Below are 22,494 nucleotides of genomic sequence, written 5' to 3' on the forward strand. Positions count from 1 at the left end.
AAATTCTAATGAATCACCTGATTAATAGGTAGATTGCCGGTTGCGACTGTACATCGCAGTTCGGGTTTAGTGATTTGCAGAATGGCAGCCTGAATAGCTATTTTTCTAGAAGCCACACTAGCTATGATCTGGAGTTCTTGCAATTTTTGAATAAGCAGTGCGTTAGTGATACTTACTTTTTCATTAAGTAACTCAAAGATGGCCTCACCAAGAAGAATATCACGCAGTGTTTCACTTTCAGTTTTGTACATTTATCATCCAGTTGTATGAGGTAAAGATCGGTATAACAGTTCGAAACAGCAACAATAAAGCCCTGTCATAGGTACGGATGAGTCTGCTGAACACAGTCCCGACGCGTGGCCCCATCAGATTATGTTAGTTAGTTGATGGAAGCCAAGCGGTGGGCAAAAAAAAACCTGCAACAGCGATTGGGAGCAGGCATAAATTTCAGGATTGTAAGAAAAAATTTATGATCTCTGGATTTTTCAAGGAAATGACATTAATTTTGCCAGCAACATTTCATTTAACAACTATGAGTAAATTAATCAAAAAGGAAAACTTAAGTTTTCAGTTAAAACAGTACTTCACATATTTTTGAATTGGCGTCAATGGCTGTGCTACCGTATGTTCGTTATCTTAATGATGCATTCAGATGATTTTTTGCTTCAGCAGGGCTAAATTTTAGCTGGAATTCATTGCTTGCAAGTTTGAGTGTCTGCTGAATGGCATTGTTGATTATCTGGCGGCGCTGATTATCAGACTCCTCTTTCAGCATTTTTTTAAGTCTTTCAATAATAGTATCTTTTCGGATACCAACATAGTCATTAAGCAGCGATAAGACAGCTTCACCAATCATGATATTTACTTTTTCTTGCTCACTTCTGGACATGCGATCCTTTTATTGCGTGTTAGTAAAATACCATCTAAAGGTACAAGAAATTTGGTTTAAGAATTGATTTCTTGTAATTATTCGTGCAAAAAGGGCACGGTCGGACACTTCAAAAAATATTAACACATGATTCTTCAGGGTCGAGTGACTTTCTTTTAACTTGTTGTTTTAAATGAAAATACTACGTCAGGGTGATGATGAAAATGCAATCACCACAAAAGTTTTTAAAAAATATAGATCCTGAGATTTGACTAAAATATTCATCTAAGTCTAAAAATCAGAAACAGGTACAATCCTTGACTTAAAGCATTATTGCATGAAAATCTTAAAGTATCTCTTAAGTTTTCAAAAGATATATGACGAAGAAAAAAATACCTGCACCAGAGGACGGCAGCAGGCATAAATTGCGGTGGGGATTCAGAAACTCTTAAGCGGCCTCTTCATGTTGTGAAAAGATGACATTAATCATATTCACATCATCTTAGGTAGCGGTAGGAGCGCTTTGCCTTCACACAACAAGTTTAATGTTAAAGGACCATATCAGTATGGCAAGCGCAAGCGGCAAATTTTCTCGTTGCGTATGTCTTTGATTAAGCTGACTCATTAGTCTGGCAGGGTAAAATGTAACTTTTAAGCTCTCTCATAGCAGCAGGATTTGAATGAAGAATTATACTTAAAAAACCTTAACTCATTTGAGACTATCATGACTAAACCTGGAGGCGGTGCTGGCAATTTTGCAGGAGATCCGGAAAGAGCAGCAGAGGCTGGGCGTAAGGGCGGTACAATCAGGGGAGGTAATTTTAAAAACAATCCAGAACGTGCAGTAAGCGCCGGAAGAAAAGGTGGAACAAAAAGCCGCAGAAAGTAATCATTTAGAAGCAGGATACTGTGAGGCTATGCTCTACGGTATCTAAGCTATAAGCATTTTCATGATTCACAAATCTTCTTCCCGCTCCTCTGCAATCAATCATGTCACTGTTAATTTTTAGATATCAACTTGTTACTGGCGTTCATCACACCTCAAAGGCAATGATCTAATTTATAAGAAGCAGTTTTTCATTAGGCGTGGCCTCTTATCGGCACTGAGTTTTTTATTCTACTTACATCTCATTTTTAACGACTTTAATAAGAAAATTACAGGCCGACAGACCTATTAAATTTGTATAAAAATTAATCGATATTAAAGCGCAGGTATTTCCCCAAAACTACATTTAAATCGCTGGAATATAAGTGATTTTCCTTGTTAGTTTGGGGATGTAAAATGAATGGGGTGGCCCGGTTTTATCTAATAAAATCATTATTTTAACACATTGCTTCTAAGATGATGCTGCGTCATCTGGAGTGGTTCGAAGCGGCTGACCTGATTGGTAAAGGTGTTGAAGGCGCTATCGCTAACAAGACCGTGACTTACGATTTCGAACGCCTGATGGGTGTTGCTAAGTTGATGAAATATTTAGATTTTTGCGACGCGATCATCGAAAATATGTAATCCGCTTAAGCCAGCAAAGCATTAAACGCTATGCTGGCTTTTTTGTATCCGCTTTTCGCACTTTTCCATTCTCTTCTTCTTCGCCTCTTCAGCCATGACGTATTCGGCATTGATGCTCTGCTGACTCAGTAAAATAACGGGCGATGAGCGTCCTCTGCAACGTATGACTGAATGGCATTTCCCTGTCCGCACCCAGAAAAATTCTTACCTGCGACTGAGTATTTTAATATTTCTGCAAATTGCATTATCTGATGCCACTACAAAAGAAACCGTGAACGCAAAACTGGCATCTGTTTGTGACTGAATATCGTTACTGTAATACCTCACTCATAAGGAGGATTTATGGACGCTAATTATACAAAAGACGCGATTTATATCTGTCGCCTGATGTTTGGGCAGGCTGTGCTGGAATTATTAGCAGATAATCAGCCGGTCACTAACCGCGCTCTGGAAGCAAAAATAAAGGTGATGTTACCTGATGCGCAGCCTGCGCTGATTTACAATGTCGCTCTTGATCTGTTAAATGAAACGCTAAGTTAATCTTCTGCCTGTCTGATAAGTGCCCGGCATTCAATATGTCGGGCCTGGCTATCAGCACGTGACAGCTGATTCATTTTTGTAACGCGTGCCGCAAAAAAAAAGAGTTGAACAGGATCCCGTTGTCACAGAGGTGTACGCTTCTGCGAATACACAGGGAGAATATTATGGACGATGAAGCTTTAAGCGATGCGATTGCGGCATGCCGACTGCTATTTGGTCAGGCTGTTATGGAAATTGTGGCTGAGGATAAGCTGGTAACCCGCGAAGCCATTTCTGAAAAAATTCATCAAATGTTTACCGGTATTGAGCCTGAACCTGTTATGAGACTGGCTATCAACCTGCTGTCAAATAACGTCCACTGCTGATACCGCTGAATGCAGTGATGACACTGGCCGCCGTAGGTGGCCTTTTATCTCTTCCTCACGCTGACGCCCCGCACAAGTTTTTATTAATCATTCATCCGGCTAATGAGCCCGGCATAACGCTTGCCTGAAAAGCGCCCATCGCCTTTCAGCAACATGGCGATCATTGAACCAACCTCGATCTGCGCTGACTAATTTGCTGACTTATGCCGTTACGTTAACGCTTCAGAGACGTTAATTGTGCGAGCCTCACTTTTATTCAGCCAGAACGGCGTAGCCTGTGCGCAGAGGATGTCAGACATGCGGGTTTTAATTATTTGTCGGGATAATATTGGCGATACCTTGCTGACCACGCCACTCATCAGTGCGCTGGCGCAGTCGGGCCAGTATCAGGTCGATGTACTGACCAACAACTACGCTGCGCCCGTGTTGCAGCATAATCCCGATATCCGGCAGCTCTTCTATTACACCAAGCTGCATCACCGTGAGGCAGGGCAGGGACGACTGGCCTGTGTGTTACAGCGACTGAAGCTGATGCTGAATCTGAAAAAGCAGCGTTACGACATAGTGATTCTGGCTAAAAGCCGCTGGGATCAGCATGGCCTGAAGTGGGTTAAAATCGTGCGTCCCGCCAGAGTAATCGCGCTGGGGCAGCAGTCGCATCCGCTGATCACAGAGTTATTGCCACCGCCCAGCCAGTCACCCTGTCATATCAGCGAAACCCTGTTTAGTCTGGGACGGGATTTGCATCTCAGCACCACCGCGCCAGGCAAACTGACCCTGCGGCCGGATACGGCTATGGCGGCCAGCCTGCGAGACACCCACGCCATTGATTCCACTCTTCCGGTCTATGCACTCCAGATCAGCGCCCGTAAGCCAAGCCAGCAGTGGGACGCCGCCCGATTTGCCGGGCTGGCTGAGAAAATTGCGGCGCATCATCCCTGCCAGATCATGCTGCTCTGGTCACCTGGCAGCCGCGATAATCCGCGTCATCCGGGGGATGATGAAAAAGCACGTGAAATCATGGCGCTTTGCCCGCACCTGCCGATAAAGGCGGTGGCGACTACCAGCCTGCCGCAGCTGATTGCGGCTATGTCGTTGTGTCAGGGGCTGGTGAGCAGTGATGGCGGGGCAATGCACATCGGTGCCGCACTGGGCCTGCCGGTGGTGGCGCTGTTTGGTGACAGCGATCCGGCGTGCTGGCATCCGTGGCAGGTTAACTATCAGGTGCTGCAACCGGCCTCACGTGAGGTCAACGCGCTGAGCAGCCGCGAGGTCTATGACGCCTTTGCCCAAACGATTATTCAGTAATCTGCTTCAGGCCAGCGTCCACGGCTGGCCGCTTCACACAGCATCGCGACCGTTACGGGACAATATCCGCCAGATTTAAACCACTTCATCGGTGTCATATGCCGCGGGTGCGCCGGCGGAAAATAGCGGGCATCATCATAATGCTCAGAGCAGACGTTGAACGTGGCAAAAAAATCATTCATCAGAATCGCGAACTCCACCTCATTCAGCGGCAGTTGCTGCAGATGAAAACCTACCCGAGCCACTTTCCGGAACCCGCCCAGGGCGGTTGGCTGATTGTGGTATTCAATCAGCGCTATAATGGCGTGAGAGAGATCGTTCATTACCCCACCAGTTTCGCCACGGCCTGCTCGACTTCTTCGGCCTTAATTGACGCCATCGGATGCTGTGACGCCGTTTTATCCGGGCGATGAATAACAATATGGCGATCGCTGTCCTGGCAGGGGCCGGTATAGCGTGGATTGGCGGTAGAGAACAGGCTGACCGTTGGGGTCTGTGCCGCCACGGCGATGTGCAGCGGACCGGTATCGCCGGTGACCAGCAGGTCCAGCGAGCGGATCAGGGTGATCAGGCCGCTGAGATTCGTTTTGCCTGCCATTGGCGTCACACGCTTACGGCAGTGCGGCGGCAGGCTTTCGATAAATTGTTTCTCAAGCGGCTGCTCAGCAGCTGTACCGGTAACAATAATTTCAGCGTCAGGCCAGCGTTCGAGCAACGCGGTCGCCAGCTGGCTGAACGAAGCGAGTGGCCAGCGGCGAATATCTTTAGATGCGCCTAACTGAAAACCGATACGGCGATGGCTGGCCGTTGCAGCAGGGCGACTATTTACCGCGGGCAGATGCATCCGGGTCTGCTCTGTCTCTGCGCCCAGCGCTTCGATCAGCTTCAGCTTGCGCTTGATGGTATGGTCGTCGAAATAGCCTGAATAGTGATCAAGATATTTATTCAGCACCGGGGATTCGCTGCCGTAATGATCGCGCACAATCGCCTTACTGCCGGTCAGTACTGAGCTCATAATATCGTAGGGAAAATGGGCGTGTAATATCACTGACAAATCAGGTTTCTGGCGACGCAGTTTGAAAAATAGCGGCAGGAAATTAGCCACTTTGTTATCCCAGATATAGATCTTATCGAACCAGTTATAACGGCTGACCAGGTCCTTATTTTTCTTACTGGAAACCAGAATAAATTTGCTGGTGGGAAAGCGATTCTTCAGGCTCCAGATAGCCGGTGTATTCATCAGAAAATCGCCCAATGCCGTAGTGGAGTAAATCACGACTGTGCCGGGTGTCAGCGCCTGCAGGGCTTGTGGTTCTTTTCTGCCTGAAAATCGAGAATAAAGCGTTAAAAGTCGGTCTATCAGATAAATCTTTTTTTTCTTCACGTCTGAATTCTCTTGAACGTATCAATAATATTAAACAAAAGGTGTCGTGCATTATTAGAGAATATCCTTGCGTCTAAAGTTCAGCAGGGGGGAATGTTTTTTATTCGCCGTAGAATATTTGTTTAAACTGTTTCCACAATTTTAGTGTTGTTTATTCAGGGTATATATACAGAATTGTGTAAAAGAGGTAGGAAATTTTCGAAAAGAGTTGGGATGATTCTTATAATAATAATATTTCAGGATTTTTTAATCCCGCCCTTAATTACTAGCAGATTAACTATTAGCGAATTTATTTTACGGGAGCTATTGAATATAAAAAAGAAACAAACCCCGGCATGCGTGCCGGGGCAGGGTATTACGACTGAGGCTGCCCCACCGGGCCTGAACCCAGGGTGCCGCCCGGAGAAGACTGGCCACTTGGCGCATGGGGACGGCCATCTTCTTTAATCGCGTCGCTCTTATGCGAGCAGCCCGCCAGAGAGGTTAAGGTCGCTGCCACCAGCAGCAAAGCAGGAATCGTTTTCATGAGGTCACCTTGATGTTGTCAGAAAGAGAACGTAATTAAAACTGAAGACTCACCGTGCGCTGGCCTGTGAAGGCTTACCTTTCAGATGTTTCTCAGCATGCGGTCAGCTAAAGCCAAAAAAAACGGAAGCCAGTGGCTCCCGTTCTGTTGACGTGTGGCGGTATTACTTGCGACCCAGCAGGAAGCCGATAAATACGCCAACGCCTGCAGCAATGGCCAGACCGGCAGCAGGATTGGACTGAACCTGATCGCGAATGGTCTCAGCAGCATCACGTGCAGCATAGCTTGCCTGGTTGGTGTAACGACGCGCTGCGCCCTTAGCCTGATGCTCGGATGAACCGGTTGCTGCGCCCCATTGTTCCTGAACTGCGCCAGCGGCTTCTTTTACTTTATCTTCGATTTTTCCTGACATTTAAATGCTCCTTGGTTTTGAGTAAGACTCTCAAAGCGTAGCAAAGATAGTGAGTTCTGCTCCGCCAGCGCCCGATAAGGCGTTAAAAAATCATTTCTGGCTGTTAATAGCGCTGCGTTTGCGGGCCAGCCATTTCCTGTCTAGCCTTTTGAGAAGAGAGTCACAGCCGGAGGAGAAACGATGAAACGTGATGCACTGAATGATGATGACTATGATGAAGTCTGCCGCGTTATTGGCGATGCAGTCATTGTGCTGATGGAGCGCGGTCATGATACCCGGCGTGGCGAAATCTATGACCTGCTTAAACGGACCCGGCAGCAGCGCGCCCACAGTGAACGCGATGAGCAGCGAATGCTTGATCACGCTATCCGGCTGGTTAAGCCCGACGTTTAGCGAATGGGGAAGCGTTGCGCTACTGTAGCAGCACGCCCTGAATCAGGCTGGCTTCAACAATCTCCACCTCATTGATTTTCAGCGCCTGCATATATCCTTCCACCAGTAACAGATTACTCACGTCCGTGGCGCGATAGTCGCCAGACAGTTCACTGTCGCCTTTCCAGACCTGCTGCTGCGAGAGCTGGCTCAGGGTCGCCAGCGTATAGCGGCCGGGTTTGCCCGGTAACTGATTGCGAATCGAAAAACCGTGCACGCCCCCGATGCCAATTACCCGACGACCGGCCACATCCTGTTTGATCTGCGGGCTCACTTCGTTAGTCGCGTAAAACTGCACAAAGCGCAGCACCGACTGCCGCCATGAACCAATGGGATTAGGGGATTCAGCCTTCGGGCTGTTCTTCAGCACCGTCAGAATAAAGTTTTTCAGCGTCACCGAAGCCAGTCTGCCCTGATAAATATCCGCTACCGGCTTGCCCGCCTGCTGCCGCCATGCAGTCATCTGCATTGACCCGCCGCCAATATCCCAGACCAGCAACTGCTCATCCCGGACCATTGGATCTTTAAGCGCGGCTCTGGCAGAGAGAAAGCCGAGTGTCGCCTCCTGCTGCTGCGAAATAATGCTGATTTGCGCACCGCTCTGGCGCTGCAACTGTTCAATCACGGCCTGACCGTTGCTGGCGTTGCGAAACACTGCCGTCGCCACGCCGCTGATTCGCTGCGGATGAAAGCGCTGTACGTGCGCCACCAGCTGCTGCAGTGCGGCAGCACCTTCATGGGTTACTGACGGACTCAGCTGGTTATCCGCTGAATGGGCTAATGCGTCGTTCCAGGCCACGGCGCGCTGATCCTGATACAGCACTTTTTCGATACGCTGCTGGCAGACATTGACGCGCGCCACGGCAATTTTGGTGGTACCGGAACCGATATCCAGACCGGCGCGGATTTGCTGGCAGCGATCGGCCTGGGCCGATGCGATAAAAAACAGCGAGCAGAACAGCGTAAAAACAGACAGCGCAGCAGGACGCATAGCGACTCCGGGGGCAGAGGGGATCAGAGTGAACGGGCGGCGATGCAGGTCGGATAGACGCTCACCAGGAAATGACGCAGATGGTCAAAACACCATTCTGCGTCATCGGCCTGCGGACAATAGAACTGGATGGTAATTTTTTCGTAATCACGCTGACGCTGACGCAGCGGCGACCAGCTCCAGTCGAGCACCGAACGGGCATAGTTAACCAGTGTCCCGGCGGGCAGCTGATGTTGCTGCTCCTGTCCGGTCAGGTAGCGATGAAAGCTCGCTTCCAGCTGCAGGGCTTCCTCAAAGTCGTGCTGCGGCAGGTCGGGACGAAAAGCCACATCGATAAAACCACAGACCGCCTTTTCCTGCCGCTGCCAGTCACAGGCCAGGGTCATAAACAGCCCTTCCTGCAGGTTAACCTCCTCGACCAGTCGCCGCAGATTCGCTGAGCGATTCAGCACGACGATCTCTTCAAGGCGACCGGTTTCCAGCGTCAAATCAAAGCCACAGGGATTAACAGAGCCATCCGCGTTGCGCGTAGCGGGGAAGGGGAAGTCGATATAACCGTTGTTATCCAGACGCTTTTCCATCGGGGAGCCCTGCTGCTTGACGTTTCCTGACAATAAACCATCTGGCAGCAGGATTCATCCCTTATGGACAGGTCCAGGTAATTTGGGTGTCCTGGTAAGGATTAATCAGGCGGAACTGCTTATCTGACAGGCGCTGCGCATAGTAGCCTTCACGCGTTACGGCGGAGGGAACATATTTAAACCGATCCAGCGACTGCAGCGGGCCACTGTTTACGCTGACATTGTCCCGTGTCACGGTGAAGCTGTTAACCAGGTCAAAAATCACGCCCTGAGTCTGTCCCATCGACTGGCCATAAATTGTCGAGACCTCACCCGGACATTCCACCCCTTTCGGGCCAGATGAACATCCAGTCACTATCGCAATGAGGATTAAAATGCTGAGTCGCATCATGATTTTCTACCTGCTTCAATCCCTGGGAGTGTTGTGGCGCAGAGTCTATCCTGTTGCACCACCAAACACTTAATTATAGCAGTTTCCGCTACGCTTCCTGTTTGTGATTTGTTTAATCGTTAAGCAACAGGAATGTAAAGGGGTGACTTTGCTTAGCAATAAACGGTATTCTTGGCTCCTTTGCGCACCACTTAGGCAAATCCAGGGATAAATGATGAAAGAAGAAGAAGCAAGTCTAATGATTATTCGCCACGCGATTGACGAGCTGGAAGCCGATAAGAAGCAACAGGTGCTCGCCTGCTCAGCGAATATTCGTGCAGCCATGCAGGCTTATGATAGCGAAAATGCCGGGCTGGCGCTGATGTTAGTGGCCGCCGAGGTGGCAGCCGAATAGTCACTATCCGGCCAGGCGGACACGCTGCCAGGCTGGCCGGATTACTTTATCTTTTCTCAACTTTCAGGTTTTTTCGCACACCGATTCCACCTTTTAATGGTCTCAGTCACGCTCGCCTCACGCCTCTCCTCTGGTTTTTATATGTTAAGCTAAGAAAATTCTCAATAAAATCAGTGGAGACACAGCATGAAGGCAGCGTTAATTGCCCTGGGCCTGCTGGCCTGTCATATCGCACCCGCCTGGAGTGAAACCGAATTTCAGCTTAACTGTCCCGGCCGGCCGACCATGACGGTTTCGCGTGCCGAATATGGTTTAACCACCCTGATGTGGCCGGATAATCACTTCCAGATTGCCGCCGGTCAGCAGCGAACCCGCTTAGAAGCGGGCGATCAGGTGGCGATTACCCGCTTTCGCAATGGCGATCAGCTGATTGTGAACCAGCGCAGCCAGGCAACCTTCTTTGTATACCGCGACAGCGATAAACTGCTGCCCTGCAGCCGCAGCGAAAAACGCGATGTCGATGCGCTGACCCTGGAGCGCTACGACGATCGTCAGCGTTCCGACAGTTAACCCCGGGAGCCACTATGCAACCTGAGATTACCGACAACGTTACCGCGCAGGATCTGGATGAGGTCAGGCTGGGCCTCAATGCCTTCAACAGCAAATTTATTGATGTGAATACGATCAGGTCAATTGGGGTGTTTATCCGTGATGAGCAGGGCAAAAAGCTGGCCGGGCTGACCGGCTCAACCACCGGTAACTGGCTGCGGATTGATATGCTCTGGGTGAGTGAGGCGCTTCGCGGGCAGGGGGCAGGCAGTAAGCTGATACAGGCTGCCGAGCAGGAGGCGCGGAATCGCGGCTGCCGCTATGCACAGGTGGATACCGCCAGTTTTCAGGCGCGGCCATTTTATGAAAAACTTGGCTACACCCTGCGGCTCACGCTGGCGAACTACATGGATCATCATCAGCGGCACTATCTGACCAAAGAACTGTAATCAGAACAGCGGATTTTCACGCAGATCCAGGGGATGTTGTTCAGCTTCATCAATGGCAGCCAGCCAGCTTTGCAGCGTCACTTTTTTCCAGGAAAGATGCCCACGCGTGGTGCTCATCAGCACCACGTCGGGGCGCAGCGAGCGGTAAAATTCCAGCGTCTGACTCAGCTCAGCCGGATTACTGTCCGGCACCAGCACCGTGATCCAGTTGTCATGAGAACGGGTCACAGTATCGCCGACAAACAGATAGGTCAGCCCCAGCGGTGAGGTATAGAGAAAGCTGCAGCTGCCCGGCGTGTGTCCGGGCGTCGGCAGCAGATGGAAATCGCCGAAGTGCGTCTCCGGCTGCGAAAAGGTGTCATCAGGCTCCGCAAAACGGCTGATGGGGCCCAATGAGCGGCTGTGGCAGTAAAGCGCGCTGCTGAAACGCTGCTGGATCACCGCCGCACCAGGCGCGGATTCGTGCCAGTGGGTCAGATAGTGACGGATCACGCCGCCGGTATCGGCAATCACTTCATGATCGAGCGGATTTTCTACGCGGCCAATCAGCAGATTACCGCGCGGGTGACGCAGCATAAAGCCATGCATCATCAGGTCATTAACGGCATCTTCCACCGGGAATTCCGGGGTTGAGATCCACAAATCGTCATACAACGGCTTCAATGTCGATCTCCTGAAACGCTCTCTAATCCCGCAGGACGGGATGCCCGGTCGCCTGCAAATGGGCGTTGCCCTGACTGACCGCTAATCGTGCGCTGGCACCCAGCGGCAGTGTGACGGTGTCAGCGGCATGACCAAAATCTAATCCACAGATCACCGGCAGACCGGTAGTGTCACGCACGCGCTGCCAGACGGTACTGAAATCAAACCCATTGTCATAGTCCGACAGGGCCGTGCTGGTGAAGCTGCCGGTGACGATTGCCCGCTGTCGCGCCAGAATGCCGCTCTGCTCCAGCTGAATCAGCATGCGTTCAATGCGGAACGGATGCTCATTCACATCTTCTATCACCAGAATGCCGTTCTCAATCTGCGGCATCCACGGCGTGCCGATCAGCGAGCAGATCATCGCCAGATTTCCGCCCCACAGCGTACCCTGCCAGTCGCCCTGGTCTGGTGTTTCGCTCTGCCAGTTCACCTCTACTGTAGGTGATGTCAGTGCCTGCCAGAAGTGGTGAAGGGTAAATTCAGATAAGGTCGCGGCACCAAAATTACCCGCCAGCATCGGCGCACTAAAGGTAATCAGGCCAACCTGTGCCAGCAGCGCCAGCTGAATTGCGGTGAAGTCGCTATGGCCGCACAGCGCCAGCGGCTGATTCAGCAGTCGGCGTTGCAGGCCAACATAGTCGATGGATGCCAGTAATCGGCTGGCTCCGTAACCGCCGCGCACCGCCAGCACCACGTCAGGCAGCGCAGTGAGGCTGGCAAGCTGGTTGATATCCGCAAGGCGTTCTGCGTCCGTTCCGGCGAAGCGCTGAAAACGGCGGGTGATCACCTGCTCGTTCTCCACCTGATGGCCCGCCGCGCGCAGTCGTGCAATGCCCTGCAGCGCCGCAGGCTGATTATGACAGTAACCGGAGGGGGAGATAAGACGAACTGAACGTGAAATCATCATACTTTCCTGCTGTTAGCGCTCATGACTGACGGCGATGATGGCGAAAAGCCCCGCTGAAGTCACGGTGCACGCCGCATAATCGTGTATTTAGGATAAACGGTAATTTTGCTCTCAGGCTGCCTGGGTATGATAGCATTCGCCACAACCGCGACGAGACGAAAAATTGCTGAAAATCCGACACCTTATACTATCGGCCTTACTCCTGACTGGCTGTGCCAGCGAGCCACCGCACCATGCCGTTAAGCAGCGCAACACGCCGCTAACGCAGGCACCGCCTTCCAGCGTCAATGGAACCTGGGCCATGTTTACCGAAGATGCCGCCAGTCATTATGGCGTTGATGAGAAGTTGATCAGCGCCATTATCAGTGTCGAATCGGGTGGAAATCCGGGCGTAGTGAGCCGTTCCAATGCGGTAGGGCTGATGCAGATTAAAGCGTCGACCGCGGGGCGCGAAGTCTATCGCACGCTGGGCCGCCGCGGTCAGCCGTCGAATGCTGAGTTGCGCGATCCGGCCAAAAATATTGATATCGGCACCGCCTATATCCGCATCCTGCAGGACTCTGCGCTGTCGGGCATCCGCGATCCGCTGACCCTGCGCTACGCCACCATCGTCTCTTATGCCAACGGTGCCGGTGCGCTGCTGCGAACATTTTCCCGCGACCGCGATCGGGCCATTGCGATGATCAATGCCATGTCACCGGATGAGTTCTATCAGCATGTGCAGAACAGGCATCCGGCGGCGCAGGCACCGCGCTATCTCTGGAAAGTCACCACCGCTTACCGCACCATCTGACCGGTTTTGACTACGCCTGCGGCGTGAGCAGCAGCCGCGCCGTGGGATAGTCAATAATCAGTACCTTGATATAACCGCCCAATAGCGCACCGCGAATCGCCTGCGCTTTCTCCCGTCCCCCAGCCAGCCCGACGACCTGTGGACACTGTTTCACCTGCGCCAGCTCCATTCCGATCACCGGATCTTCTTCCGCTTTCAACACCGGCTGGCCGCAGGCGTCGAAATAGTGCAGGCAGATATCACCGACCGCACCGCGTGCCGCCAGCGTCTGCAGCATTTTGCCATCGTAGTAGTTGCCAGAATTGCGCAGCAGCGCCGACGGCTCCAGATCGCCGATGCCGACAATCGCCAGATCGACCTGCTCAAATTTACTCAGCACCTCGGCAACCTCGGCATTGGCCGACAGCCGCTGGCGATCGCTGACCGAATGCTCAATCGACTGCGACGGCAGCAGCCAGGCGGGGCAGTTCAGCAGCGCCGCCAGATTCTGGGTCAGAATGGTGGCTTGCACGTTGCCGTTGGCTCCGACGCCGCCCAGCAGCTGGATCACGCCCTTACAGGCGCTGTTAAGCGGATGCAGCGCATCCACCATCGCCCGGATAGTGCCGCTCCACGACGAAATACCAATCAGCTCATCGTTACGCAGTCGTGTCTCCAGATAGTGAGCGGCCGCCGATCCAATCGCCTGCTTAATCTGCAGTGACGACGCCTGATCCGGCACATCCACCACAATTGCCTGCGGCAGGTTGTAGGTCTGCTCAATCGCCTTTTCCAGTTCCGGATAGACGTTGGCTGGTGGCACCACGCTAATCTTGACCACACCCTCTTTCACGCTGCGATTAAGAATGCGTGAGACAAAAGACTGCGATAGGGTCAGCGACTGCGCGATCTCTGACTGCTTCAGCCCTTCGACATAGTAAAGCGTGGCAATCTTCACCATCAGTCGCTGTTCATCCTGTTTTGCCATCGGTTTTCCCTCTCTGAATCTGTCCGGTATTGTTAACCAGGATGATCAAAATCACAACGCAGTCTAATTTGTGATCGTTTTCGCTTTTTAACGATCGTGCATTGGACGGCGCGTCAGCGCAGGCGCATAGTCATTATGCATATAAAATCGATTATGAATATATATTCAGGTGGTGAGAGGTGATTCTCTATTCTGTCATCGTCTTTACCCTGGCTTTTCAATAGAGCCATATCAGAGTCAAAGCAGAAACGGGTAGTGATTATCAACGCGTCCTGTGACTCCCGATACAGGTTGCAGACAGCTGACTGTCAGACTTGTTGTAATCAGACTTAATTTTTTTAAACACTGTGAATATATATTCACATATGATTTAAAATTCAGAGGTAGTGTATGAATCCTTTCAATCTTCCGGTCGAAGACCTTGAGCGTCGGGCACGTGCTATCCGCCGTCGCATCATCCAGCTCAATGCGGGCAGCCCGGCAGGCGGTCATACCGGTGCCGATCTGTCGCAGGTGGAGATCCTCACCGCGCTTTACTTCCGTATTCTGAACTGCGCTCCGGATCGCACCGACGACGATCAGCGTGACATCTACATTCAGTCTAAAGGACACGCGGTGGGCGGGTATTACTGCGTGCTGGCGGAAGCGGGCTACTTTCCAACCGACTGGCTGGCAACCTATCAGCATGCTGACTCACATCTGCCCGGCCATCCGGTGCGGCAGAAAACGCCTGGCGTTGAGCTGAACACCGGCGCACTGGGACACGGACTGCCGGTGGCGGTGGGCATCGCTATCGCAGCGAAAAAAGATAACAGCTCGCGCCGCATCTTTGTGGTGACCGGCGACGGGGAACTGGCCGAAGGCAGCAACTGGGAGGCGGCACTGGTCGCGGCGCATTACGGCCTCGATAACCTGATCATCATTAATGACAAAAACAAGCTGCAACTGGCGGGCGCGACCCGCGACATCATGAACACCGATCCGCTGCCGGAAAAATGGCGTGCCTTCGGGCTGGAGGTCACCGAATGCAACGGCAATGAGATGGCGGCGGTCGTCGACACCATTGAAAACCTGCCGAAGAACGGCAAGCCGCAGGTCATTGTCGCGCATACCGAAAAGGGATTTGGTATCTCCTTTATTCAGAGCAAAGCCGAATGGCATCACCGGGTGCCGAAAGGCGAAGAGATCGCGCTGGCACTGGAGGAACTGAAAGATGAGTAATGCACAACATTTAGCAAGCGTCATGGTGACGGCCTTTATCGATGCGGTGAATCGCGGCGTGGATCTGGTGCCGGTGGTGGCTGACTCCACCTCAACCGCCAAAATCGCCCCCTTTATCAAGGCGTTTCCCGACCGGCTGATCAACGTCGGCATCGCCGAGCAGACGCTGGTGGGTACAGCGGCCGGGCTGGCGCTGGGCGGCAAAGTTGCGGTGACCTGTAACGCCGCGCCGTTTCTGGTATCACGCGCCAATGAGCAGGTGAAAGTTGACGTCTGTTACAACAACACCAACGTCAAACTGTTCGGGCTGAACGCCGGGGCCAGCTATGGTCCGTTAGCCAGCACCCACCACAGCATTGATGATATCGCGGTGATGCGCGGTTTCGGCAATATCGAGATCTATGCGCCTTCCTGCCCGCTGGAGTGCCGCCAGATCATCGACTACGCCCTTGAGCATGTCGGCCCGGTCTATATCCGTCTGGACGGCAAAGATCTGCCGCAGCTGCACGACGAAAGCTACCGGTTCAGTCCGGGTGCGATCGACCTGTTGCGGGAAGGCAGCGACATCGCGCTGGTGGCGATGGGCTCTACGGTTCACGAGGTGGTTCACGCCGCTGAGCAACTGGCTGAACAGGGCATTTCAGCCGGTGTGATCGCGGTTCCATCGATTCGTCCCTGTGATACCCAACAGCTGCGCAACCTGTTAAATCACTACCCAGCGGTGATTACCGTAGAAGAGCACAACGTCAATGGTGGTGTCGGCAGCCTGGTGGCCGAAGTGCTGGCGGAAGGCGGCTGTGGCATCCCGCTGTTACGGCTCGGCATTCCGGATGGCGAATATGCGATTGCCGGCGATCGCGCCTCGACCCGCGCCCGTCATGGCATTGATGCCAGCAGCGTAGTCAACAGTGTAGCACGCCTCTGCGCAGGAGCATAAACATGGTGGGACCCCTGATTCTGGCGATCGACGAAGGCACCACCAACGCCAAGGCGATTGCGGTTAATCGCAGTGGCCGCGTCGTGGCGCGCGGCAGCCAGAGTTTAACCCTGCAACATCCTCAGCCCGGACTGGCGGAGCAGGACCCTATGGCAGTCTGGCAGGCGGTAAAGCAGGCAATCATCCAGTGTCTGTCAGCCTGTGATGGCGCGCCTGTCGCGGCCGTGGCGATCAGCAATCAGCGCGAGTCGGTGCTGATCTGGCAGCGGCGTGATGGTCAGCCGCTGACGCCACTGGTGAGCTGGCAGGATCGACGCTCAGAGGCATTCTGTCGCGATCTGCATCAGGCGGGCAAAGCGCCACGTATTACCGGCCTGACCGGGCTGGCCGTTGATCCGATGTTTCCGGCCGCCAAGCTGACCGGGATGCTGGCCGCCATTCCCGACGGCGCGGCGCGGGCCGCAGCCGGTGAACTTTGCATCGGCACCGTCGACAGCTGGCTCAGCTGGCAGCTCAGCGCAGGTGAGATATTCGTTACCGATCACGCCAACGCCGCCCGCACTCAACTTTACAGCCTGCATCTTAATGACTGGGACGACGAGCTGCTGACGCTGTTTCGGCTACCGCGCGCCGCACTGCCACGTATTACCTCCTCCGCCAGCGAACAGGGCGTGGTCGCGGTGCGTGACATTCCCGGCTTAGCACCCGGCACGCCCATTCTGGCACGCATCGGTGACTCCCATGCTGCGCTGCAGGCGCAGCGGCGCGGCGAGTCAGAAGTGGTGAAAGCCACCTACGGCACCGGCTCTTCACTGATGATGTCGATGGCGACGCCGCTGCTCACGGAAAATGGCCTCAGCACGACCGTGGCCTGGCACGACGGCACGCTGCGTTATGCGTTTGAAGGCAACATCACCCACACAGGTTCCGGTGCCGCCTGGCTGGGCAAACTGCTCGGCGTGCAGGATCCGCGTGCGCTGACCGCCATGGCGCAGCGCTGCGACGACAATCAGGGCATCTATTTTGTCCCGGCGCTCTCCGGCTTGGGCGCGCCCTGGTGGGATCTGCAGGCGCGCGGCATGGTATGCGGACTGACGGACGCCGCCACGCCCGACGTACTGGCGCGTGTCGCGCTGGAGTCGATCGTCTGGCAAATCGCCGACGTCTTTTTTGCGATGGAGCAGGCCAGCGGCCAGCAGCTCCCGGCCCTCTGTGTGGATGGCAGCGCCACCGAAAACAGCTGGCTGATGCAGTTACAGGCGGATGTGTTACAGCGGCCGCTGCAGCGGGTGCCGACCGCCGAAGTTTCCGCACTGGGCGCGGCGCTGCTGGCGGGCAAAGTACTGGGATGGTGGCAGCAGGGCAGTGATATGCAGGCGCTGCAGGGCGGCAGCGTCATTATGCCGCGTGAAGAGCACGCGCAGCGTATGCAGGAAAACTATAAAGGCTGGATCGACGCCGTTGCACGCTGTCGCTATCAGCCACATTAATCCTTTCCCGGCGTCCCAACGGCCCCAGCTTCCATGCCCGTCTTCCCAAAGGCGGGCATGGATTTAGCGCGCCATTCTGCGTACTTCGCCATCGTCACTTTCCACGGAAACCAGATCCACCGGCGGCAGATTACCCCCGCTGAACTCAACCTGACGAATCGGGAAGGCGAAGCGGATGTTACGCTCTTCAAGAGCCGCCATGAGCTGCAGGTTAATCTCCTGCTGAATATCCATGTACTTGTTGTAATCCGCATCCAGCACAAAATAGACCACTTCAAAGGTCAGCTTTGAGTCCTCAAAAGCCAGGAAGTGGGCGCGGTCAAAACGGGTGGTCTCAACGCCCTGGATAATCTCTTTCACCAGCGGGCTGATCTGGCGCACCTGCTCAGAAGGCGTGGCATAGCTGATGCCAAACTTAAACACGATGCGGCGCTGCTGCATACGCTTGTAGTTGTGGATGGTCTGCTGCAACAGAATGGTGTTTGAGCAGACGATCTGCTCACCACTCAGGCTGCGCAGCCGGGTGGTTTTCAGGCCGATATGTTCAATGGAACCGGCTATATCACCAAAGACAATAAAATCGCCATGCTCGAACGGCTTATCGAAGCCTATCGCTAGCGACGCAAACACATCGCTCAGCACGGTCTGAATCGCCAGCGCAATCGCGATCCCCCCGACGCCCAGGCTGGCGACCAGTGCGGTAATATTGATGCCCATGTTCGACAGAATAGCCAGGAACATCATGATCCAGACCACGACCCGCAGCAGAATCCCGAGGATCACCGTCGTCACAGGGTTACGCACATGCAGCGGGTCGCGCAGCAGGCTTTTCAGCCAGAGCCGGATGCCGCAGTCGATCCACAGCGCGAGCTGTACGATCAGCGCCAGGAACCAGCCGTGTGCGATGGTCACGCTCCAGGATTCGGGCAGGTCCACAAACTTCAGGGCAATCAGCAGTGAAAAGATCAGCAGCAGGGTCTGGCTGGTGCTGCGCAGTATCTCCACCAGAATCGCGGTCGCGCGGACATGACGATGTTCGCTGTAAAGCGCAATCCGGTTGGAGATAAAGCGAATCAGGGTACGTAATACCCAGTAAATCACCAGCGTAGAAACCACCACGATGGCGCTGTTGAGCCAGAGTTCCTGATTAAAAAAGAGGGAGTGAAAACGACGTGAAGAGAGCCAGTTTTCCATTGGGGAAGATCTCCTTGCTGGTTTCCGGTTTAAAAGAAAACAAGCAAGAAGCATAGCCTGGATGCGGCCCACCTGTGTGGCGCATCCATAAAGCGGTTACTGGAAACGGGTTGATTTATCGCGAGCCAGACGCTCAAGGGCAAAAATAATCTGCTGAAGTTGCCGCTCCTGCGCCGGGTTCAGCGTGGCAAAACGAAAGCTCAGTCGGGGGGTAATGCGGGTTTCATTCTTGCGGGTCACCACGCAACGCTCGCCAATGTGCAGCAGCTTCACCGGCACGTCAAAAATGCCATACTCGCCCAGCTCGACCCGGAACGAATTGAAGCTGTCGCCGTTCTGTAACCCTTCCGGCAGCGGTTCATCCACCAGCACGCCGATGCCGCCCAGTGACAGATCCTGTAACCGCAGGCGTGTTTTACTGCCATCCGGCCACAGGGTATGACACCAGAACTGCGGCTCCAGCGGCGCGCAGACGCGGAAAAACTCACGTCGCTGAATCTGCCACAGCAGCTCCGGCAACGGCGCGCTGAAGGCGGGCAATCCTTCAAACTCCACCCTCTCCAGTGAGGCAAGGCTGAACTCTACCTTCGCGCCATAGGTTTCAGCGGTAATGCTGAGATCGTCGCTGGTCAGGGCATACTCGTTATCCAGATTATTACTGCCCAGGTCAAACAGCAGGCGATCTTCATCGGCAGCCAGCATCCGGCTGATAAACTGCCCGCGCGCGAAGCGCACCAGTAGCGGCGTCTGCAGGCGCAGCAGATCTTTCATTACGCCCAGAACCGCCAGCGTGCCACGTTTTAAATATTGTTCCTGGTCGGCTTCTTTCACGTCCTGCTCCGCAAGGGGTTACTGTATTTATGCTGTTTTTTTGCCTCATCCCGGTTATCGGCGCGGTAAAAAAAAGCTTTAGCCGGTGAATTCTTAAAAAATAGTGTGACCCGTGAGGCGTTTTTCAAAAAGCTGGCTATAATTATCGCGGTAAACCGCTTGATAAATCAGGCGTTCACGCTTTAATCATAAAAAGGAAGGAGCAACAGATGGGTATTATTTCCTGGATCGTCTTTGGCTTAATCGCGGGTATTCTGGCGAAGTGGATTATGCCGGGTAAAGACGGTGGCGGTTTCATTCTGACTATCGTTCTGGGTATTATCGGTGCCGTAGTGGGTGGCTGGATCAGTACGCTGTTTGGCTTCGGCCGCGTCGATGGGTTTAACTTCGGAAGCTTTGTGGTCGCTGTTATCGGTGCCATCGTGGTGCTGTTCGTATACCGCAAAGTACGCAGTTAACCGTAACGGTTTCAACAGAAAAGGGGACGAAGCGATTCGTCCCCTTTTTTTATCTTTTACTTTTAATCAGAAATCGTAACCAACGGTCGCCATCACGCTGCGTTCCGCACCCCAGTAGCAGTAGCCCGTGCCGTAGCAGCCCGCCACATAAGTACGATCGGTCAGGTTGTTGGCGTTGACCTGAACCCAGGCCCCTTTCAGGCTGCTGTTCCAGACGCCAAGATCGGCCCGCACTGACGCATCAAACAGCGTCACGGACGGCACACGTGTGGTGTTTGCATTGTCCGCCCACTGTTTGCCAATGTAACGCACGCCTGCACCCGCACTCAGACCGTAATCAAACTGATAGTGACCCCAGAGCGCCGCCATGCTGTTGGGAGTAACGTATGGCGTATGTCCGCTGTTGCCATCCACCGAATCTTTAAAGCGCAGATGATTCAGCGTATAGCTCGCCACGGTGCTCAGACGCGGGGTGAGCTGATTACGTGCTTCCAGTTCGATACCCTGTGAGTGAACTTTGCCCGATGGCGAATAGGTCGCTGTCAGCACGTTGCGGTTCGCCACATCTTTCTGCGTCAGGTCATAGACCGCCACGCTATAGAGATCGCGGGTGCCATTGGGCTGATATTTCACCCCGGCTTCATACTGCTCGGCGGTGGTCGGCTTCAGCAGATTATTGTTGGGATCGGTGAGCGCGGTCGGAGTAATCGCCTGGCTCCAGCTCACGTAAGGTGAGATACCGTTGTCGAAGGCATAGAGTAGTGCTGCGCGTCCGCTGATGTGATCATCCTGACGGCGATCGCTGCCGCTGTTATTGGCGACGATGCGATCGTAACGGCCGGAGAGATCCAGATGCCAGCGATCCAGCTTCATCTCATCCTGCAGATAGAGGCCGGTCTGGTAGTAGCGACGGGTTTTATCCGCCCAGGTGTAATCCGGCATGTCGCCCACCTGTTCGCCGGTCAGGGCATTGAGCTGGTTAGCCGAACCGCCCGCCGCGCTGATCTCATTTTTATAGCGATGATACTCGGCACCCAGCGTGACGCGGTGCTCCAGCTCACCCGTGGCAAACTCCGCCTGTAAACGGTTATCAGTGGACCAGGCGGAGAGCGACGAACGCTCGCCAGAGTAGTAGCGGTTCAGCAGATCGGGATTCACGCTGTCCCAGCCAATCTGATAGACCTGATCGAGATCGACATTGGAGTGGCTGTAGCTGCCGGTTGAGGAGAATGACCAGACGTCGTTAAAGCGATGGGCGAAGTCGAAGCTGTAGATCTGCTCGCGACGCTTGAACTGATCGAGGTCGCTATTGCCCTCATAAAAGCCATTGCTCAGCTTATAGCCGTTGTGTTCGGTGAGGCTGCCGTCGCCCGGTACGGAACCGTGGTAACCGCCTGAAGGATCTTTCTGCAGATAGGCTTTCAGGATCAGATAGGTATCTTCATCCGGCTGCCACATCAGTTGCGGCATCAGCGCATATTTCTCTTCGCGGGTGTGATCGTACTGCGTATCGCTGTTGCGGGTCACGCCGGTCAGGCGAAATGCCCACTGGTCGTTGATCGCATTGGTATAGTCAAACATCGTGCCGGTGGTGGCATTACTGCCTGCCTGCAGCTGGATGTGACCCTCTTCGCTGAACTGCGGACGTTTGGTCACCATATTGACCAGGCCGCCTGGCACCGTCTGACCATAAAGGGCAGAAGAGGGGCCTTTGATGACGTCGATGCGCTCAAGGAAGGCGTTATCGACCTGCAATACGTTGAAACTGCCGCCGTCGCTCATCACCCGCATGCCGTCGAGGAAGGTGTTATCGACATCGCCGCCGTGGAAACCGCGCAGCGCAATGGTGTCGTAACGGGTCGCGGCACCGCCAAAGTTGGTGAAGACACCGGAGCTGTAGCCGAGTGCCTGGTTCAGGGTCAGCGCGCCCTGATCCTGCATCTGCTGGCGGGTGACCACGGATATCGACTGCGGCGTGGTGATCAGCGAACGATCGCTTTTGGTTGCGCCCTGGCTGGTCGTCGCCAGATAGCCCTGGGTCGGTGAAGTCGAGTCTTCCTGCGGTTGTGCAGTCACCACCATATCGGCAGCGAAACTCAGAGCAGGCGCGGTCAGCGCCAGGGTGCAGAGGCGAATATACCCTCTCAGCGACAGTGACAGTTTCATCGGAGTTCCTTTCATAGCAAAAATTAAGGCAGGTGAGTAAAGTTGTTAATAGGTAATCTCATTATCATAATGAGAATTATTACCTTTTGTAAATTGGCTGCAATTTTGCCTGTTGACGTAAGAAG

Annotated in this window: 28 protein-coding genes and 1 pseudogene; 14 read left to right on the top strand and 15 right to left on the bottom strand. The window is 53.6% G+C overall.

The genetic code is table 11. The features are described from left to right. Nucleotides 1-5 precede the first annotated feature (5 nt). On the bottom strand, nucleotides 6-251 hold the full coding sequence (locus tag AC6I8C_RS07525; protein ID WP_497822060.1) for a hypothetical protein: 246 nt from the start codon (nucleotides 249-251) through the stop codon (nucleotides 6-8). Nucleotides 252-631: 380 nt separating this feature from the next. Next, complete coding sequence (locus tag AC6I8C_RS07530) at nucleotides 632-889, bottom strand: hypothetical protein (RefSeq protein WP_497822061.1); 258 nt, start codon at nucleotides 887-889, stop codon at nucleotides 632-634. A 703-nt stretch (nucleotides 890-1,592) separates the two neighbouring features. On the opposite strand from AC6I8C_RS07530, the gene AC6I8C_RS07535 reads away from it, so the two are divergent. From AC6I8C_RS07535 to AC6I8C_RS07555, 5 genes and pseudogenes are all read left to right on the top strand, one after another. Further along, nucleotides 1,593-1,757, top strand: coding sequence for a con-10 family general stress protein (locus AC6I8C_RS07535; protein ID WP_497823318.1), 165 nt, complete (start codon nucleotides 1,593-1,595; stop codon nucleotides 1,755-1,757). Between the two features lie 441 nt (nucleotides 1,758-2,198). Next, a pseudogene (locus AC6I8C_RS07540) lies at nucleotides 2,199-2,378 on the top strand (NADP-dependent isocitrate dehydrogenase); the annotation flags it as partial. Between the two features lie 342 nt (nucleotides 2,379-2,720). Beyond that, a complete protein-coding gene (locus AC6I8C_RS07545; protein ID WP_013357527.1) occupies nucleotides 2,721-2,918 on the top strand; it encodes a hypothetical protein in 198 nt (65 codons plus the stop codon). 164 nt (nucleotides 2,919-3,082) lie between these two features. Then, complete coding sequence (locus tag AC6I8C_RS07550; protein ID WP_497822062.1) at nucleotides 3,083-3,283, top strand: hypothetical protein; 201 nt, start codon at nucleotides 3,083-3,085, stop codon at nucleotides 3,281-3,283. Nucleotides 3,284-3,580: 297 nt separating this feature from the next. After that, nucleotides 3,581-4,591: a glycosyltransferase family 9 protein gene (locus AC6I8C_RS07555; RefSeq protein ID WP_497822063.1), complete on the top strand. Its 1,011-nt coding sequence runs from the start codon at nucleotides 3,581-3,583 to the stop codon at nucleotides 4,589-4,591. Here AC6I8C_RS07555 and AC6I8C_RS07560 read toward each other — a convergent pair. From AC6I8C_RS07560 to AC6I8C_RS07575, 4 genes are all read right to left on the bottom strand, one after another. After that, nucleotides 4,585-4,914: a DUF1493 family protein gene (locus tag AC6I8C_RS07560; protein WP_497822064.1), complete on the bottom strand. Its 330-nt coding sequence runs from the start codon at nucleotides 4,912-4,914 to the stop codon at nucleotides 4,585-4,587. The two genes, AC6I8C_RS07555 and AC6I8C_RS07560, sit on opposite strands and share 7 nt — an antisense overlap. Further along, complete coding sequence (locus AC6I8C_RS07565) at nucleotides 4,914-5,975, bottom strand: glycosyltransferase family 9 protein (RefSeq protein WP_497822065.1); 1,062 nt, start codon at nucleotides 5,973-5,975, stop codon at nucleotides 4,914-4,916. The genes AC6I8C_RS07560 and AC6I8C_RS07565 overlap by 1 nt, the downstream gene beginning before the upstream one ends. Before the next feature lie 355 nt (nucleotides 5,976-6,330). After that, nucleotides 6,331-6,501 (bottom strand): hypothetical protein, encoded by a 171-nt coding sequence (locus AC6I8C_RS07570; protein WP_013357533.1) that lies wholly within the window; start codon nucleotides 6,499-6,501, stop codon nucleotides 6,331-6,333. 163 nt (nucleotides 6,502-6,664) lie between these two features. After that, nucleotides 6,665-6,913 (bottom strand): ElaB/YgaM/YqjD family protein, encoded by a 249-nt coding sequence (locus AC6I8C_RS07575; protein WP_013357534.1) that lies wholly within the window; start codon nucleotides 6,911-6,913, stop codon nucleotides 6,665-6,667. Nucleotides 6,914-7,093: 180 nt separating this feature from the next. On the opposite strand from AC6I8C_RS07575, the gene AC6I8C_RS07580 reads away from it, so the two are divergent. Further along, complete coding sequence (locus tag AC6I8C_RS07580; protein ID WP_013357535.1) at nucleotides 7,094-7,306, top strand: DUF2767 family protein; 213 nt, start codon at nucleotides 7,094-7,096, stop codon at nucleotides 7,304-7,306. 19 nt (nucleotides 7,307-7,325) lie between these two features. Here the strand turns inward: AC6I8C_RS07580 and AC6I8C_RS07585 are convergent, their stop codons facing one another. From AC6I8C_RS07585 to AC6I8C_RS07595, 3 genes are all read right to left on the bottom strand, one after another. Continuing rightward, on the bottom strand, nucleotides 7,326-8,336 hold the full coding sequence (locus AC6I8C_RS07585) for a Ppx/GppA phosphatase family protein (RefSeq protein ID WP_497822066.1): 1,011 nt from the start codon (nucleotides 8,334-8,336) through the stop codon (nucleotides 7,326-7,328). Nucleotides 8,337-8,359: 23 nt separating this feature from the next. Next, the gene (locus tag AC6I8C_RS07590; RefSeq protein ID WP_497822067.1) at nucleotides 8,360-8,917 is read right to left on the bottom strand and encodes a hypothetical protein; all 558 of its coding nucleotides are present in this window, start codon (nucleotides 8,915-8,917) and stop codon (nucleotides 8,360-8,362) included. Between the two features lie 61 nt (nucleotides 8,918-8,978). After that, on the bottom strand, nucleotides 8,979-9,308 hold the full coding sequence (locus AC6I8C_RS07595) for a hypothetical protein (RefSeq protein WP_497822068.1): 330 nt from the start codon (nucleotides 9,306-9,308) through the stop codon (nucleotides 8,979-8,981). 214 nt (nucleotides 9,309-9,522) lie between these two features. Between AC6I8C_RS07595 and AC6I8C_RS07600 the strand changes: the two genes are divergently transcribed. The 3 genes from AC6I8C_RS07600 (at nucleotide 9,523) to AC6I8C_RS07610 (ending at nucleotide 10,700) form a co-directional block, all read left to right on the top strand. Then, nucleotides 9,523-9,702 (top strand): hypothetical protein, encoded by a 180-nt coding sequence (locus AC6I8C_RS07600; RefSeq protein ID WP_013357539.1) that lies wholly within the window; start codon nucleotides 9,523-9,525, stop codon nucleotides 9,700-9,702. A 186-nt stretch (nucleotides 9,703-9,888) separates the two neighbouring features. Then, on the top strand, nucleotides 9,889-10,272 hold the full coding sequence (locus tag AC6I8C_RS07605; RefSeq protein WP_107319547.1) for a hypothetical protein: 384 nt from the start codon (nucleotides 9,889-9,891) through the stop codon (nucleotides 10,270-10,272). A 14-nt stretch (nucleotides 10,273-10,286) separates the two neighbouring features. Beyond that, nucleotides 10,287-10,700: a GNAT family N-acetyltransferase gene (locus AC6I8C_RS07610; RefSeq protein WP_013357541.1), complete on the top strand. Its 414-nt coding sequence runs from the start codon at nucleotides 10,287-10,289 to the stop codon at nucleotides 10,698-10,700. On the opposite strand, the gene AC6I8C_RS07615 is transcribed toward AC6I8C_RS07610, so the two are convergent. Together AC6I8C_RS07615 and ldcA are read right to left on the bottom strand one after the other, a co-directional pair. Continuing rightward, nucleotides 10,701-11,363, bottom strand: coding sequence for an MBL fold metallo-hydrolase (locus AC6I8C_RS07615; protein WP_033782762.1), 663 nt, complete (start codon nucleotides 11,361-11,363; stop codon nucleotides 10,701-10,703). Nucleotides 11,364-11,385: 22 nt separating this feature from the next. Beyond that, nucleotides 11,386-12,309, bottom strand: a complete 924-nt coding sequence (ldcA, locus tag AC6I8C_RS07620) for a muramoyltetrapeptide carboxypeptidase (RefSeq protein ID WP_497822069.1) — start codon at nucleotides 12,307-12,309, stop codon at nucleotides 11,386-11,388. A 166-nt stretch (nucleotides 12,310-12,475) separates the two neighbouring features. On the opposite strand from ldcA, the gene emtA reads away from it, so the two are divergent. Next, nucleotides 12,476-13,105, top strand: a complete 630-nt coding sequence (emtA, locus tag AC6I8C_RS07625) for a membrane-bound lytic murein transglycosylase EmtA (RefSeq protein ID WP_081093833.1) — start codon at nucleotides 12,476-12,478, stop codon at nucleotides 13,103-13,105. Nucleotides 13,106-13,115: 10 nt separating this feature from the next. Here emtA and AC6I8C_RS07630 read toward each other — a convergent pair whose 3' ends face one another. Next, nucleotides 13,116-14,072, bottom strand: a complete 957-nt coding sequence (locus AC6I8C_RS07630; protein WP_013357545.1) for a sugar-binding transcriptional regulator — start codon at nucleotides 14,070-14,072, stop codon at nucleotides 13,116-13,118. Between the two features lie 390 nt (nucleotides 14,073-14,462). On the opposite strand from AC6I8C_RS07630, the gene AC6I8C_RS07635 reads away from it, so the two are divergent. The 3 genes from AC6I8C_RS07635 to AC6I8C_RS07645 are packed head-to-tail and all read left to right on the top strand — an operon-like array spanning nucleotide 14,463 to nucleotide 17,720. Continuing rightward, on the top strand, nucleotides 14,463-15,293 hold the full coding sequence (locus AC6I8C_RS07635) for a transketolase (protein ID WP_033732315.1): 831 nt from the start codon (nucleotides 14,463-14,465) through the stop codon (nucleotides 15,291-15,293). Further along, on the top strand, nucleotides 15,286-16,230 hold the full coding sequence (locus tag AC6I8C_RS07640) for a transketolase family protein (protein ID WP_497822070.1): 945 nt from the start codon (nucleotides 15,286-15,288) through the stop codon (nucleotides 16,228-16,230). Before AC6I8C_RS07635 ends, AC6I8C_RS07640 begins: the two co-directional genes overlap by 8 nt. Before the next feature lie 2 nt (nucleotides 16,231-16,232). Next, on the top strand, nucleotides 16,233-17,720 hold the full coding sequence (locus tag AC6I8C_RS07645; protein ID WP_497822071.1) for an FGGY family carbohydrate kinase: 1,488 nt from the start codon (nucleotides 16,233-16,235) through the stop codon (nucleotides 17,718-17,720). 63 nt (nucleotides 17,721-17,783) lie between these two features. Here the strand turns inward: AC6I8C_RS07645 and AC6I8C_RS07650 are convergent, their stop codons facing one another. Together AC6I8C_RS07650 and AC6I8C_RS07655 are read right to left on the bottom strand one after the other, a co-directional pair. After that, a complete protein-coding gene (locus tag AC6I8C_RS07650; protein ID WP_497822072.1) occupies nucleotides 17,784-18,914 on the bottom strand; it encodes a mechanosensitive ion channel family protein in 1,131 nt (376 codons plus the stop codon). A 96-nt stretch (nucleotides 18,915-19,010) separates the two neighbouring features. After that, nucleotides 19,011-19,745: a flagellar brake protein gene (locus AC6I8C_RS07655; protein ID WP_497822073.1), complete on the bottom strand. Its 735-nt coding sequence runs from the start codon at nucleotides 19,743-19,745 to the stop codon at nucleotides 19,011-19,013. Between the two features lie 209 nt (nucleotides 19,746-19,954). On the opposite strand from AC6I8C_RS07655, the gene AC6I8C_RS07660 reads away from it, so the two are divergent. Next, the gene (locus AC6I8C_RS07660) at nucleotides 19,955-20,203 is read left to right on the top strand and encodes a GlsB/YeaQ/YmgE family stress response membrane protein (protein WP_013357556.1); all 249 of its coding nucleotides are present in this window, start codon (nucleotides 19,955-19,957) and stop codon (nucleotides 20,201-20,203) included. A gap of 66 nt (nucleotides 20,204-20,269) precedes the next feature. Here AC6I8C_RS07660 and AC6I8C_RS07665 read toward each other — a convergent pair whose 3' ends face one another. Further along, nucleotides 20,270-22,369: a TonB-dependent siderophore receptor gene (locus tag AC6I8C_RS07665; protein ID WP_497822074.1), complete on the bottom strand. Its 2,100-nt coding sequence runs from the start codon at nucleotides 22,367-22,369 to the stop codon at nucleotides 20,270-20,272. Nucleotides 22,370-22,494 lie beyond the last annotated feature (125 nt).

It is taken from the genome of Pantoea sp. X-Soil-YNGN-844, assembly GCF_059730595.1.